13 protein-coding genes and 1 pseudogene are annotated in these 15,847 nt (G+C 40.1%); all 14 read left to right on the top strand.

Going from position 1 to position 15,847, the window contains the following annotated elements; all coding sequences use genetic code 11:
* Positions 1-664, top strand: a 664-nt coding sequence (locus AABI20_RS07340; RefSeq protein ID WP_421825119.1) for a mucin-binding protein, incomplete at its 5' end; no start/stop codon positions are given.
* Between the two features lie 363 nt (positions 665-1,027).
* Positions 1,028-2,081, top strand: a pseudogene (locus AABI20_RS07335) (IS30 family transposase).
* An 841-nt stretch (positions 2,082-2,922) separates the two neighbouring features.
* The gene (locus AABI20_RS07330) at positions 2,923-3,669 is read left to right on the top strand and encodes a hypothetical protein (protein ID WP_047975427.1); all 747 of its coding nucleotides are present in this window, start codon (positions 2,923-2,925) and stop codon (positions 3,667-3,669) included.
* 70 nt (positions 3,670-3,739) lie between these two features.
* On the top strand, positions 3,740-4,453 hold the full coding sequence (locus AABI20_RS07325; protein WP_248661850.1) for a hypothetical protein: 714 nt from the start codon (positions 3,740-3,742) through the stop codon (positions 4,451-4,453).
* 62 nt (positions 4,454-4,515) lie between these two features.
* The gene (locus AABI20_RS07320; RefSeq protein ID WP_248661851.1) at positions 4,516-6,861 is read left to right on the top strand and encodes a SpaA isopeptide-forming pilin-related protein; all 2,346 of its coding nucleotides are present in this window, start codon (positions 4,516-4,518) and stop codon (positions 6,859-6,861) included.
* A gap of 130 nt (positions 6,862-6,991) precedes the next feature.
* Entirely contained in the window at positions 6,992-7,867 is an 876-nt protein-coding gene (locus AABI20_RS07315; protein WP_161795098.1) for a conjugal transfer protein, read from the top strand.
* A 12-nt stretch (positions 7,868-7,879) separates the two neighbouring features.
* The gene (locus tag AABI20_RS07310) at positions 7,880-8,107 is read left to right on the top strand and encodes a TcpD family membrane protein (RefSeq protein WP_047975425.1); all 228 of its coding nucleotides are present in this window, start codon (positions 7,880-7,882) and stop codon (positions 8,105-8,107) included.
* 1 nt (position 8,108) lies between these two features.
* Positions 8,109-8,477 (top strand): hypothetical protein, encoded by a 369-nt coding sequence (locus AABI20_RS07305; RefSeq protein WP_047975424.1) that lies wholly within the window; start codon positions 8,109-8,111, stop codon positions 8,475-8,477.
* 123 nt (positions 8,478-8,600) lie between these two features.
* On the top strand, positions 8,601-10,526 hold the full coding sequence (locus AABI20_RS07300) for a CD3337/EF1877 family mobilome membrane protein (protein ID WP_053068963.1): 1,926 nt from the start codon (positions 8,601-8,603) through the stop codon (positions 10,524-10,526).
* Entirely contained in the window at positions 10,526-11,737 is a 1,212-nt protein-coding gene (locus tag AABI20_RS07295; RefSeq protein WP_235271970.1) for a phage tail tip lysozyme, read from the top strand. The genes AABI20_RS07300 and AABI20_RS07295 overlap by 1 nt, the downstream gene beginning before the upstream one ends.
* A gap of 1 nt (position 11,738) precedes the next feature.
* Entirely contained in the window at positions 11,739-12,266 is a 528-nt protein-coding gene (locus AABI20_RS07290) for a hypothetical protein (RefSeq protein ID WP_047975423.1), read from the top strand.
* Positions 12,256-12,825, top strand: a complete 570-nt coding sequence (locus AABI20_RS07285) for a hypothetical protein (protein WP_248661852.1) — start codon at positions 12,256-12,258, stop codon at positions 12,823-12,825. Before AABI20_RS07290 ends, AABI20_RS07285 begins: the two co-directional genes overlap by 11 nt.
* A gap of 54 nt (positions 12,826-12,879) precedes the next feature.
* Positions 12,880-13,317 carry a thioredoxin domain-containing protein gene (locus tag AABI20_RS07280; RefSeq protein ID WP_047975421.1) on the top strand — a complete coding sequence of 146 codons (438 nt, stop codon included), beginning with the start codon at positions 12,880-12,882 and terminating at the stop codon, positions 13,315-13,317.
* Positions 13,317-15,812 (top strand): ATP-binding protein, encoded by a 2,496-nt coding sequence (locus AABI20_RS07275; protein ID WP_047975420.1) that lies wholly within the window; start codon positions 13,317-13,319, stop codon positions 15,810-15,812. Before AABI20_RS07280 ends, AABI20_RS07275 begins: the two co-directional genes overlap by 1 nt.
* Positions 15,813-15,847 lie beyond the last annotated feature (35 nt).

Raw genomic sequence — 15,847 nt, 5'->3', positions numbered from 1 at the left:
TGCTTGGACAGCCGATCAAAGCTTTGCAGCAGTGACAAGCCCAACTTTGAAGGGGTACACGCCTGACCAAACAAGCATCGCTGCTCAGAATGTCACGCCAGATTCAAGTGACTTGGTTTACACGGTCAAGTACACGAAGGATGCCCCAGCAGTCACAACTGATACAAAGACTGTGAATGAAACAGTTCACTATCAGTACGCTGATGGAACCAAGGCGGCTGACGACTATGTCGCAACGCCAATCACCTTTACTCGCAGTGTCTCAACAGATGCTGTAACCGGTGAAAAGACTTACGGTGCTTGGACAGCCGATCAAAGCTTTGCAGCAGTGACAAGCCCAACTTTGAAGGGGTACACGCCTGACCAAACAAGCATCGCTGCTCAGAATGTCACGCCAGATTCAAGTGATTTGGTTTACACGGTTAAGTACACCAAGGATGCCCCAAAGGAAACAACCACGGTAACAACTGATTCACATGATGGAAATACGGTCACTTCAAATCAAATTGATAAAGTTGTTAATCCTCAAAGTGATACCAACCATGTTTTGCCAAATACGGGATTGAGGACTGAACGAAACAAGCCTAATTCAAACTTTTTATTTGCTTTAATTGCTAGTTTTGCGGGGCTTGGAATTTTCTCACCTCGTAAGAGAAAGAAGTAATGAGTGCTAAATAAATTGGAAAACTATATCCGCAAAAATGATAAAACTTATCAGTACGTTAATTTAACAGCGAGAAAAGCGGAAGGGGCAGGGGGTATGAACTAACTTTTTATGTTCAATCTGTTCGTCAGCAGTTCATTTTTTATAATAACAGCGTTGTTGCTACGGCGACAGCTTCCAAATGACAATAAAAGCCACCAAATCCAATTGGAAATTGGTGGCTTTTATTTTGTTTTTACACCAGTAAATAATATTGACGTGAAGAAAAAGTCGGTTCTTAATATTATAATATTAGATAGTTTTCTATTTTTATCACAATGTAAATTAATCAAAATATTTGTCTTATATCAAGAGGTATTTACAATGGATTGCCGTCACTTAACTTTAGAAGATCGTGTTAAATTAGAGACCTGGATTGGAGAAGGTTACTCACTATCACAAATCGCCACTCGCCTAGGTTTTGCTCGCTCCACTATTACCAGAGAAATACAACGTGCCACCAAACAACAGAGGATGGGCCTGCGTTTACCCGTTAATCGTGCTAAAAAAATATATCGGGCACTTTCTGCTCATCAGCTTGCCGAATATAACAAGCATTCAAAAATAAGGATGCGTCCGCGTAAATTATCCAATCACCGAGCCACCATCATCAAAAAGCGAATTCTAGAAGATAAGTGGTCACCAGAACAAATTGTTTACAGCAGTCGTAATTTTGGTGTGTCAGTCCGTTGTATATACAATTGGATTAACCATAATAAAATTGAGGGTCTCTCAAATAAAAGTTTACGACTGAAGGGAAAACGGTATAAGCGCGCTTTAAGTCAAAAAGTAATGAAGAGCCTACATCAGTCAAATTCTGATAAGCGAGCTGTCATCCAACAACATACGATTGAAAGACGACCAATGGCAATCGAACGCCGTGAAGTGTTTGGACATTGGGAATTGGATGGCGTAGAATCGATGCAATCCAGTCATTTGTTGTTAACTTTTGTCGAAAGAAAAACGAGATATGCCGAAGTTTTGCTTGTTAAAAATAAGTGCGCTTATTCGATAAGTGAAGCTATAGAGGTTTTTTTAACTAAATATCAAGGATCTGTTAAATCCGTTACTTGCGATCGTGGCACTGAGTTTTTAGCAGCCATGACCCAGCGAGTTTTTCAAAAGCATCACATTAAATATTACTATGCTCATGCGTACTCACCACACGAACGTGGTTCCAACGAGAATTTCAATCGGGCTTTAAGGGAATATTTTCCTAAGAAAACTAATTTCGCTCATATTAGCCCTGTAAAGCTCCAGAAAGCAGTTAAGAGTATCCAATACACGTCCCATGGCTTTGCATGGCTTTAAAACGCGTTTAAGTGCCTTTAAACGGCATCTCAGTTATCAACATCTTCACGTGACCGGAATTACATAAAAAAAGAACCCATAAATGGATTCTTGGCTATGATAAAAATAGGCAAGTCTTTTTAGTGAGCATAAATTTTTAAAAAACTGAAAAACATTGGTATAATCAGCTTTATAAAGGTTTTTTCAAATTATTTTTTTAGACTGTTGCATTAGGGGTTGACCAAATAATGTAAACTTATAATCATAGTCAGTTAGCTCATGTGAATTCACATGATGTTGACTTGACTATGATTTTTCTTTTGGAATGAAAAGAAGATGAAAAAAAAACACACCTTCAATGAGATTTCACTGAAAGTGCGTTTCTGTACTTTGATAATTAAATATGTAAATTAATTGTTTCCAACTAATCTCCCGCCAGAGAAATATTTAATTAACCCTATTATAGTTGATTAAATAGAAAGAAACAATTATGGTAACAAATTATTTTGTTACTCTGGGCATGAGCAAGAGTCAAACGAGAGTTTGGTTGGCGTGAGTGAATAAAGAGAAAAGTTTGTGTGTTAGTTTATTCTGCTAATATCCCAGTTAAAAATATAAATCGAGGGTCTGATGTTTGAAAGTGTGGCAACTTTTAGACCGAGAGGGCGGTCGTTGAGCGAAAGCAATAGAAAAAGCAACTTAGTTGAGTTGTGCCAGTCTAGTTTTAAATCTTTAAAAGAACCGACTTTGCGTGAAGATAAAGTCGCTAATTTTGCTAGCTAGGTTAAATCTGTTAGCACGTTAGATGCTAACACTCATACCTATTTTAATTAAGGAATAATCACAATTGAATACTTTTATAAAAAAGGCTTTGTTGAGTCTTTTTTATTTTGTTAATTTTTAGAATTTAGAAAGTAAGGTAAAAAAACATGGTTAATAAGTTTACTCGTTTGTCATTGCAAGGTCAGTCTATGGGAGAATTGTCCTTTAGTCGTACAAAGAATGTTGGCGAAAAGGGAACAACTAAAGTAGCAGAATTGTCTATCAATCGTTCGCTGTCAAAGGTTTTGATTAACCCACAACCTGATTTTAATTTTGGTCAAGTATTTGAAACACCAATGAAGTTGGTTAATGGTCATGTGTCGGCAGGTAAGGCTCGTAATAATACGACAGGTGTTCGTGTGGCAACTATTGGTGGCGAATTGCTATCAAAGTCAGATAACAAGCAAGATGATGTTCCTGAAAAGGAGTTTGACTCGATCTTTGTTTCTGGTAAGGATAAGCATGCTGTCGCTAAGGTACGTTCTGCAGACGCGTTTGATAAACAAAAGTTGGTGTTGGTATCAACCACTGAAAATCCTAAAATTGAGCGTGGTCAAGCAGTGCAAGATGATAATGGCGATACGATTATCAATAACTATTCGCTATCCTTTATTGAAGAAGGGAAGCCTCTGGACGAAGATAACGAAATTCGTATCATGTTGACACCAGAAAATTATGAAGCGGTTAAACCTTTTCTTAAGTATGGAGCAAAGCTTGTACCTCAAAATTTGAAGTTTGCTTTTGTTGGTAACGATGTTACTGATTGGGCAATTTACGCAGAGTCTGTTATTCCTCGTGAAAACGACGTGAAGAAGTCAGAAAGTGTTGATGTAAAAGAAAAAAGTCACAAGTAATTAATATTTGTTGAAACTGTTGTTATAATATAATTAATGTTTATTTAACGATTTAAAGGAGAGATGGAAAATGCAGGTTAAGGAATTGTTGGATATTAAGACTTGGTCGCAAAAGACTAAATTGATTGTGGCTTCTGCTGTTGGAGTTTTGGTTGTAGGAACAGTAGCTGGTGGCGTTGTTTATGCCAATACGGTTAAGTCGGGGCAAGAACATCAGCCAACCGTTAGTCATTCTTCTAAAAAGTCTGTTAAGTCTTCTGATAAGAAAAAAGCGAAGACTAGTGAAGACACTAATCAAAATAATGCGGAAGAGCCAAAGCACGATGAAGCTAATCAAGGATCTTCTGATAATGGTCAAGCAACTTCTAACAACTCATCTGCACCATCACAGTCGGCGACTGCTGGACAGTCAAAGGTAAATGCTTCTGGTAATAACAGTTATCAAGCACCAAGTAAGTCATCAAATGGTAGCTCATACCAAGCACCTGCTCAATCGGCAAAGACTGGTAGCTCGTACCAAGCACCAGCTCAATCTGCAAGCACAGGTGGTTCATACCAAGCACCTGCTCAATCCTCAAACACGGGTAGTTCATACCAAGCACCAGCTCAATCATCAACGCCAGCACCGTCTGCTCCTGCTAAGACATGGACAGCACAAGCTTATGATGCAAACTATAATGTAGTTTGGTCTCAAGGTGGCTTTAAGACTAGTGCTGAAGCTGATGCTGCCGCGGCAGCTTATGGAAATTCACATCCTGAAGTTGAAGGAGTGGGTGGTTATTAAAAATTACTATCACTTATGAAAACACTATTTGGTGTTTTTTTTTATTTGAAAGGAAAAAAAGTATGGAAAGTATTGTTAGTTCGCAAGAACATTTTAAGTTGTATAAATCAGGAAAATTTTGGGTAACCGCAAGTTTGGTTGCCTTTTTCTTTGGAGCAGTTGCTTTAAATAATAGTTCTGTCTCTGCCGATACGTTGCCTGCTAGTGGGACAGTAAGTATCCAAGGGAAAGATGGCATTGTTTCTTTTGCCAATGGTCAAACTGAGCCTGTTGTTAATCTTCGCATGAATAATGATGTTGTGTTTTGTATTAACCCATTTGTTATGGTTCAAGATGGCGCTTTGGCAACGGCCGTAGGACAAAATCAGGCGATGCTGGATACGTTTCGTAGTATGAACAGCTATCAAAGGTCGTTGATTAATAATGCAGTATGGGTAGGTCAAAGTCAAGGGGCTTCTACAGATAATGAAACCTACTTTGCTACGCAACTGGTTGTCTGGGAATTGCTAGCTGGACAAAATGGTGCAACGGGTGTCAATAGTGGTTCTAGTCGGGTTGATGAAAGTCAGTTAAAAAATGTCTTGGGAACGCAAGTGACGGGTTGGTCTGGTATTAATCTGTCAAACAATGTTATTCAAAAGGCACAAAGTATACTAGATAATGCGGGTTCATTGTCTCAAAAGCCTAATTTTAATCCAGCGCCGTTGAACATTATTGCTGGTCAATCGGCGACTGTAACAGATACAAACGGTACAGATTTGAACAAGTATAAAAAAATCGTTGGCTCAAATGGGATTAGTGCCACAGCGAATGGTAGTCAGTTAACAATTAATGTTGATAAGAATGCTAAGGCTGGAAATGGCGAAATTAATTTTGACTCTGGATTTAATAATGAATTTAATCAATTTATTTTCGGTACTGCAAACCCTGATGGTTCAACAGGTCAAACATTGTATGGTTCAAAAGACCCTATTCGAATGCAAGCTGATTTGAACATTGTTATCAAGAAAGCCCAGCTTAAGATTGATAAGAATGTTTTGCAGGACGATGGTCAAGTGAATAAGCATTTGTCGAATGCTAATTACTCGCTTGAAGGGAACGTTTTTGAAGTACACAAGGACACCAAAGACGGTGAAGTTGTTCGTACTTTGACTACTGATGCTAATGGACATGCGGAAACACCAGAAGACATGGACTATGGTCACTATGTGATTACCGAGAAGCAAGCCGGTAAGGGATTGTTTAATTCCTTTACTCCGATTGCTGTTGATTTAGATGAAAACGGTCAACGAGTTCAAGCGGTCTCAGGAACCAACAAGGAAGTTCGTGGCGAAAGTACCGTAACGAAAAACGATGCTCAAACTGGCGATAAGACCCAAGGAAAGGCCACTTTTAAGGGTGCACAGTATCAGTTGTTTAATGCTGATGGTACACCAGTTAAGTGGCATACTGATGGTCAACCTGACCCTAAGCTAGTCAAGGGGACGGTGGTTGATCAGGACAACGTGGTCTTGCAACTGGACGATGAAACGGGTCAAGCAGGGGTTAAGAACTTGCCTTTGTCTGGTTATTACTGGCAAGAAGTGAAGTCACCAGAGGGTTATCAAATTGACAAGTCTCATAATTCGTTCCAGTTGAACTATGAAGGCCAAGATAAGGCCGAAGTAACGAATGGAACAACGTCAAAGGATAAGGTTGTGAGCTTTACTTTTGATGGCTATAAGTATGTTCGCTCTGGAACAGGGACGAGTTCAACTGGATATAATGATATTAAGTTGAAGCTTGTGCCTTTGAACGGGACAAAGGGCGAAGCCATTACGGTTACGACTCATCAAGACAACCAAGGCAACGATGGTTATTATAAGTTTGACCACGTTCCTTATGGCGACTATGAGTTAGTGGAAGATGGTGCACCAGAAGGCTTTGAAGACATTACACCAATGACCATTCATATTGGCTACAATGCTGATAAGACGGGCTATGAGATGACAATGTGGGAAAAGGGACAGGCAGTTCCCTTGAAGAAGTTGACGACCTCACTTAAGACGATTGATGATGGCAAGGATAATATTTATTTGTCCAAGACGGCTTTGATTGATGTGCCTAAGACACCCGAAACGCCGAAGACACCTGAAACACCAAAGACACCCGAAACGCCAAAGACGCCTGAAACGCCGAAGACGCCGAAGACGCCTGAAACACCGAAGACGCCTGAAACACCGAAGACACCTGAACAACCAAGGATTGTACAGACAGTAACCAATCTGCCAAAGACGGGTAAGCAAGTTTTGACACATCCCAAATCATTGATTGTGGCAATTACTTTGACTATTTTAGCTGGTTTGACAACGGCTTGGCTTTACTTGGATAGTAAGAAGAAAACGATGAAAGAAAAGCTAAGTAAGTGATTTTTCAGTAAGTACACTTATTTATTAGAGCAAGAAAGGGGGTGTCATATTGAAAAAAATGAAACGGCTTTGGCACAAGCTAAAAGGCCCGATTGATTTTGAAAAAAAGAAGAAAGATAAAGGCTTGAAAATGCCAAAAGTAAGAACATTGACGATTGGGAAGCTACGTAAAGTGGTTTTTGCCAGCGTCTTTTTATTTATCGCTTTAATGTTGCTGGTGACTTGGCAGGCTTCACAGGTTGTCAAAAAGAACCATCAACTTAAAACAAATCAAGCAAACTTGGAAAAGAAATTGGATAAGGCTTCGGCTGGCTCTCTTTCTTATAATCCATTAGTTGGTCAGTATTTTGAAAATTTTTTGAATGCTTACTACAACTACAACCAAGACCAGCAGGACCAATGGCGAAATGGCTTAAAGCCTTACTTCCCATCTGGTTTCTCGTTGACCCAGTTAGGAACTGGGTCAGGACAACAAAGCCTAAAGGACCACAAGATACTTGGTATCTTTAACGTAGACGGGGTGCGGACAGTTCAGTATGCCATTACATTGGAAAACAATGGAAAGCAGTCAAACTTAACGATTAACATTCCATACGTTCAGGACAATGCCCAGTTTACAGTGGTTGGCTTGCCTTATGTGTCAAGTGATTTGAACACGGTTGGACATGTCGGTGAAAACCGATTGGATAAGTCACAAAAGGCGTTGACCGACCAGGATACGGTTGATGATGTTACAAGTTTTACTAAGACTTTCTTGGCAAAGTATGTATCTTCTTCAAAGGCCGATATGTCCTTGCTGATGAATGACCCACAAGGTCTAGCAGGTAAGGTGGATTTGGCTGGAATTGATAATATTAAGGTTAGTGGAACAAAGGATAATCCGGTAGTTACGGCCACCATGACCGTCCAAGTTCATGATACGGATATTAAGCAAAATCAGCAGGTTCGTTTGGAGTTGAAAAAGCAACAAAAGACCTACTTTGTAAATAAGTTTATTGAGGCTTAGGAGGAAATTTGAATGCCTTTTTATAATTCGATTAAACCACTGCTACTGATTGTGGTGTTTATTATTGTTGCATGGCGTGCCATTTTACATTTTGGTAAAAAGGAAACAGTTCAGCTATGGATTACTATTGGAATTGGGGCAGTTGTTTATTCTGCTATTAATGATCCGCAAGGCTTCTTGGCGGCACCGGGTAATCTGATTAACGCTTTGAAAGAGTTTATCTCTGGAATTGGGGGTTAAGATGTATAACTATCGCCGAGTGTTTGTGGACGAAGCAAAGTTCAAACATATCTACGGCGACTTTTATTCGCCATTTTGGATTAACGGACGGTTTTTTGGACTAGAAGCGATTGCGATTGTTTTTTCGTCAGTCTTAGCTAGTCTGTTGGGGCTGTTTCAAATTGACCGGCTCTCACTAGGTTTTGGCTTAGTCTTGTTATTTGCTGTTTCGGTTTACTTTTTAGACCGGTACTTGCGAATTGATGATTTACCATTTGAACACCAGTTGATGGCTTGTTTTAAGTATTATCGTCGATACGGGATTAAGAAAAACCAGTTATATCAAGATAAGCGTTTGAACTCCGCTAATAAGCAGTACAAGATTTTATAGCACTAGGGGCAGGACTTTAATGTCTTGCCTTTTTATGGTTTTTGTCAGCTTGTGGCTAGGACGGCTAGGGGCAGTACCTAGGAAAACCAAAAACAAACATAATTTAAAGAGAAGGGAAGCAGTATGAAAAACAAAATCATAATCGGTCTGGCCACACTTTTAGGAGCGTTGGTCTTTTTTAATGGTTTAAATGTTTATGCAGATGGGCAGTCGGACGACGAAGCAGAAGTCGCTAAGATAACACAAAGTGTTGATTCGACGAATGACGCTTTAAATCAAGCTGGTGTCAATGATGGTAAAACATCGGGAATTAGGATTGACGCTGATAGTAAGGACAATAAAGGAACGATAGGTGATGTTGACCGAGTGGTTGGGCGTGACCCTGACGAGATTTCGGCAGATGTGATTAAACAGCACTTAAATGCCAATGATATGGATTGGGTTAACCAAAACATTCTCCAAAATTATCAAATGTATTATCAGTCAGCTGGTGTTACTGATTTGTCAGGTAATGTCGCCCACATGCTGTCTGACCTTTTCCAAAACATTAACACAAACATTGTTTATAGTGTGACGGACGCTGGGTTAAGTCGTTTGTTTGACCTAACCACGATTACTTCTTCCATGAATACAGTGATTGCACAGATTGGTATTTTTAACCAAAATATTTGGGGCTTAGATGTTTTCCGTTGGCTATTAGCTTTAGCCTTTGCGGTTGGACTTGTTTGGGCCTTTGTCGCTTTTGCAAAAGACTTAAAGCGATTGTGGTTTGTATTCTTGATTGCCATTATGGGTGCTACTTGGGTCGGTGCTGGTAGTACGGTGCTAACAAACTTGAACAATTATACGTCTGTAACACAAACAGCAGTTTTCCAAGCTACATCAAACACGGACCAAGCCAAGGTCGCTGACACTAGTAACTCATTTAAGAATGCTATTCGTCATGAATACTTTACTAAGGCTGTTGAACGACCATTTTATTTGGGAAATTTTGGTGTGCCTTCTGCTGATAAGGTTGATTCCAATGATGGTGATCCATACAAGTTGCTTGGGTCTAAGGCTTCTGGAAAGGTCAAGAAAGACTTTTCAAATCAAAAGTACATGAAAGCTGGTTCTTCATATTCTTGGCTTCAAACGACTATCGCCTTTATGTCGCCAGCCGTATCAGTTGCCTATGCTGTTCCTTATCTAGGAATTGGGGTTGCCAATATGGTGCTACAACTTGGGGCGATTGCCGTTTACTTTATTGCGCCATTTGTCGCTTTACTTTCATTGATTCCAAAATATTCGGGCTTGTTGATGAAAACGATTGCCATGGGCGTTGGTATGTTACTGGGTAAGATTGCCTTGTTGTTCGGGATTGTCTTTGTCAACTGGACGGGTGATATTGTCGATATTGTCGTACCACCAGTCAATAACGGGTCGGCTATGTTGAACTCCTTACTCTTTATTGTTTTGATGATTACGCTTTGGAAGAAGAAGGGGGCGATTGTCAACTTAATTGCCGGTGGTGCCTCCATTGGTAATATGGCAGATAAGCTTTCGCTTTCAAGACCGGTTAAGCGTGGTGGGGGGATTGCTAAAAATGCCCTTGCTTCTTATATTGGAAATCACTTTGCCAACCGGAAAAACGGTGGTGAATCTGATGAAGAAGAATCAGAAGAACTTCAAGAAGAAGAACGCCGAAATGAACGCTTGGATAGCTTCTTAGACGAGCAGGATTTGCAACGCCAACGTGAGCAAGAAAAGGCGGATCGTGCCAGAAGATTATCAAGAAACAATATTCATGATACTGTTCGTAATTTAGGTAATCTTGACTATGAACAGGAACGTGACCAACGTTTGACTGATTTGGGTCAGGATGGCGAGCGTCATTTTGAAACAAACGAATCCGGAAAGCCAAAGGTTACAAGACGGACCGAGCTGGTAGAAGAGGAGCCAAGTGGTTCAGGAAATGGGGCAACTAATCCATCAAGGAAACGGGATATTGATTTAGAACGGGACTTGAAAACCAGCGACCATAAGGAAAAGCCGGGGGTTGGTGACTAATGGATAGTGAGCTAGTAAAGAAACTTCAAAAGCAGGCACAACGGATTCAAAAACATGTTAAACGTTTGAAGCGAGCGCAGACGGCTGGTTCATTTATGATTGCTAACGCTTGGCTTTTCGTTCCTTTGATTCTTTTGGGTGTAATTTTACTAGTGATTATTGCAACGGGTGTTTCGTCTAGTAATTCTTCCTGTAATTCAGCTAATATATCGGTTACGTCAACTGCTGACCAAAAGGCAATGGCAAAATCCATTCATGATAATTTGAAGAATCAAACGGGTTTTACCGAAGCGGGCATAGCAGCCTACTTAGGTAATTCGCAAGTCGAATCGTCATTAAATCCTTCGGCTATCCAAGGTGGTAAATCCTATGATGAAAGCAAGGCAAACGATAAATCAGTTGCTGGTTATGCCTTTGGTTTTAACCAATGGGACAGTGGCCGGCGAGTGAGCCTACTAAAAGAAGCCCAAAGTCAGGGAAAAGATTGGAAAGACCCCAGTTTTCAGTTAGATTTTGCTTTGAACCATGATGGTAAGGATAGTGAAGTTTTGAAGCAGGGTTTGAAAATGAACTCTGTGGAAGAAGCAACCGAGTTCTTGCGTTCAAGATGGGAACGTGGTGGAAGCGGAACGACGGCTCAACGAACAAGCTATGCCAAGAAATGGTATCAAGAGTTTTCGTCTGGGTCTGATTCAGAAGCAACCATTGCCTCCGTTGATGTTGCTTCAAGTAGTCCAGCACCAGCTATTAGTGGCTGTGATACGAGTACGACCAAAGGAACGTCTGGCGCACCCGTTAAAGAGATTCCAAGCCAATATAAAGACAAGATTACGAATCAAAATTTTACGGCTACTGATTCGTCCAATACCTATCCTTTTGGGGAGTGTACCTGGTATACTTATAATCGAATGAGTGAGTTAGGCCACCCCGTGCCAAATTATCTGCAAAATGGTGGGCAATGGGCGCAAACAGCCAAAGCAAAAGGTTTAACGACCAGTGACAAGCCTAGTGTTGGTTGGGCAGTGTCCTTTCAGCCGGGGGTTGCTGGGGCTGTTGCGGTTTATGGCCACGTGGCCGTTGTTGAAGCGGTTTCTGATGATGGAAAGAAGTTCTTAGTATCAGAAGCTAATGTTGTTGATTTAGGAACGGGTACGGTATCATTTCGTGAGATTACATTAGGTCAAGGAATGACCTTTATTCAAGGAAGTTAAAATGGTTAAAAAGATATTGATTAGTGTGACGGCAGTTCTAGCCATCATGTCTTTGTTGGCGTTTAGTCAAAGTAGTGGTTTAAAGAAACAAGTCCATGACTTGCAGACGAAGAAGAAAAAGCTAAATGAAAAGAAAACGATTGTCTTATCTTCTAGTGGTGACCAGGTTTTGCAAGACCAATACGATATGACGACAAAGGGGGCAGACAAGTTAAAAACGTTGATGGGGATTGTCCTAAATCAAGATCCAACGAAGTATGATTTGATGGCACCGGGCCAAGTTTCGGCTTCGGCTAAAGCATATATGCAAAGAACAACGGGTGCTAGTGTTGATTTTGGAAATCGTCAAAACTTTACTGTGAAGCAAGTAGCACCGGCAGATTACTATACGACTAAGCCACAATATATTGTGATTGGTCAGTCTGGTAGTCAAAACGTGGCCTACTTAGTTGACTATGACCCATATATTAATGAGATTATGGCGATTAAAAAAACTATGATACAAGGAGATTTTCAAGATGAGAAATAAGTTATTTTGGTTTGTGCCAGGTCTTTTTGTTCTTCTTTTATCAGTGTTTTTAGTAGCTAATGGTCAAAAACAAAGTCAGGTCAATCATTTAAAAAATGATGTTAAAACGCTTCAAGAAAAAGAAAAGGCGGTCGATACACAAAACACAACATTTAAAAACCAGTCCACTGATAGTTATTCATGGGCTAAGGCGAAAGCAAATAATTTTGCTATGACTTACTATACTTGGACCAATCAAGATTCTTATCAGGCAAGACAAAAAACACTCTCTTCCATGCTTCAATTATCTTCTGATAACGAAAAGAAGATTTTTGATTCTGGTTTAGATGATACTGGTGGTAAGAAAATTGATAATCTTGGTTTAAAGAGTAAGGTTATTGAATCGGCAACATATGTTGCCAATACAAATGGTTCGCAGGTTGAATTGTTTACTGTGGTTAAAACACAGGTAGACGCAGATGGTCGTGATTCGGCTCCTGCTTATCATTTAGTTCATTTATGGGCTGATAAAAACTCGAAGAAGTTTAGTACGGTTTTGATTAACCAGTTGAAAGTATAAGGGCGAAAGCTCTTTTTTTATTGCACCTAACGATATGAAAGGAAAAGATGAAACGTGAAAACGAAAAATAAGAAAAGGTCAAAACAGGGTTTTGGTTTAAAGGAATATTTAAATTGGAAAATGCTTACTAGTTTTAGTTTGGGTTTTTCAGTTATTGTAGGGGCTTTTATTTATCTAGCACCGGGTCTATCGGCTTCGGGACAAAATAATCGACCGGTTGCTTTACAGCAGGATATGAAAGGAACGTTTTTCTATAATCCTGATTGTTCTTCTTGTAAAAAGGCTTATCCAGCCATCTTTTGGCACAATTTTTTGAACATGGCAAATCATAAGGAACAGATTCAAGTAGTCAATGTTGCTTATTCTGCTAATCGTCATTTCATTTCTGATTTTGGAATTGAAAGGACACCAACAATGGTCACGGATAAGGGCCATTTGACGACTTCAGATGGTCAGAAGTTAGTTCAGTTTACAGAAGGGGGGACAGCATAATGGCTAAGAAAACAACGGTCTTATTTGAAAATCCAGTTGTTCAGTATCAAGATAATCTGATAATGACGGATAAAGGCGATGTTTGGGCATACTACAAGCTCGAACCTTTCCAAATCAATGTGGCAAATGTTGAAGAAAAACGCCGGCATAAGGATAATCTGATTGATATTTTGGAACGCTTACAAAAGTACCATGATGTCGATATGAAGCTTTTACCGGCTGACATGGATTTAGTTGGTCGTATTCGTGGTACTAAAGACGATTGGGCAAAAGACATCAATGATGTAGCCCGTTATTACTTGGGCCAAGAAGAGCCAGCCATCTTACAAGATGAGTTCCGACCGGCAACGATTGATGAGTTTTATATTGGGGTCAGGTTGCAGTCGTCTGCGATTGGTGAAAGTATCACTGATAAGGCCTTATTTGCAACGGACTTGGTGCTTAGACGAGTGGCGGACGCTTTGAAGTTCAAAGCTAAGTTTTCAGAAGAGTTTTTTGACCGTTACCAAACTATGAATGACGATATTTTGAATCTATTGAATGTCGTTGGTGGTCGTAAGGTAACGGAAAAAGAAATGGTCCGAGTGCTTGGTTTCCCATACAACAATCCAACTGCTGTGTCTTTGGAAGATATGCGAGAAACAGTATTTGATTTTGCTGATCCACGGATTATCAAACGAGATAATGGGGAACAGACGGACTATATCTCTCATATTGTTTTGGCACTGCCCGATAGTATGAAGAACTTGGAACTGATTCCAGTTATTCAAGGCTTGAAGTTTCCAGTGGAACTACACATTAAGCTGACCTATCCGGAAAGGCGTGGAATCCGGGGTATGTCCGAAAAAGCTAAGGGTTTTAAGGCTAAGTTTGGTAGTGAAAAGGTTGACGCTGATTTAACCGGTGATGATTCTTCTAAGAAGTCAGATATTAACTTTGCCTTAGCTTCTGATTTAGTTGATGTTTTGGATAGTAAAGAAGCCTTTATGGCGTGGACTATGATTCTTGTTGTTCGTGATGAAGATAAGGAAGCTTTGAAACAGAAGTTGCGGACGATTAAAGCACGGCTTACGACTTATGACCGTGGTACTAAGGTTTTGACACCTATGTTTAATCAAGAGATGTTGTTGTATCAAACTCTGCCGGGTCAGTCAGTTGGTGTGTACAAGCAATGGCAACAGTATACGTCTACGGAAGCCATGGCAGAAATGCTTTTTGATACAACGGTTCACTTGGGTATGAACACTGGCTTTTATATCGGCCGTTCCTTAGATATGGGACGCTACAAGTCGATTGATAAGGCGATTTATTCTTCCCGTAATTTGGTCTTGTTGAATCCATCAGTTGCTAACAAGGGTATTAAGGGGGCCAAAACAGATAGTCCCCACATTGCTATTACTGGTGAGACTGGTCAAGGAAAGTCTTTCTTGGTGAAGGTTTTGCTTTTGAATCTTGCTATGTTTGATGTCAAGATGTTGTATGTTGACCCGAAGCAAGAAGTTCGGCGTTGGTTTGACCGGGCTTTGGAAAAGGAAAATAATCCTTACTTTAAGAAGTTGTTGAACTCCTTTCATTATGTAACGTTGAATGCTAATGATAATGCTAATCGTGGTGTTTTAGACCCTATGTTGACTTTATCCAAGCAATCGAGTGAAGATGATATACCAACGGTCGCAACGCTGGTCAAAGAAATGCTTTTGTCGATTCGTGGTGTGGGCCAAGATACGGTTCTTGATACGAATTTGACTAGGGCTATTCACCAAGTCTGTGATGAACGTTTGGCAGGTCATAAGGTTGGAACGTTGAACGTGCTGGAAGTTATGCAAGAGCAAAATGATTCAACTAAGGCTTATGCTGAAAACCTTTTGGAAGTGATTCCCCGCTCCATGCTAAAGGTTGCTTTTTCTGATGGTTCGACTGATTCGTTGCAGTTTGACGACCAGCGGACAATTTTGGAAGTAGTTGGTCTTGATTTGCCAAAGCCAAAGCAAGAAGTGGCTACTTATACGGAAACACAAAAGTATTCGGTTTCTATTATGCTTGCCTTGGGTAAGTATTTTGAAAAGTTTGGTCGTGAGAATCCTGATGAGTTTTCGGTTGAGTTTATTGATGAAGCGTGGATATTTAACGCTTCTGAGGCTGGGAAAAAAGTCCTAGATGGTATTAAGCGACTAGGACGGTCTGAAAATAATATGCTTTGTTATGCGACCCAGCGAGTCGGCGATATTGTCAATGAACAGTCACAAGGGCAGTATGGTCAACTGTTTGCTTTTGATGACTCTTCGGATAGAAAGCATATTTTGGAACATTTTAACTTAGCAGATACCAAAGATAATCGTGAACTGTTAGCTAATATGGCAAAGGGGCAGTGCTTGTTCCGAGACATTTATGGCAATACAGGAAAAATTGCTATCCATTCTTTGTTTGACGAATGGACGACGGCCTTTAAGACCGTCAACGAAAACGCAGGGGCAAAGCTGGAACAGCAGTATTAAAAAGGAAAAAATGATAATGAACAAATATGATTTTA

The organism is Fructobacillus cardui (genome assembly GCF_963580785.1).
In the GTDB taxonomy this organism is placed as follows: Bacteria; Bacillota; Bacilli; order Lactobacillales; family Lactobacillaceae; genus Fructobacillus; species Fructobacillus cardui.
Note: the sequence above shows the minus strand (reverse complement) of the source record. Positions and strands in the feature narration are given on the sequence as shown.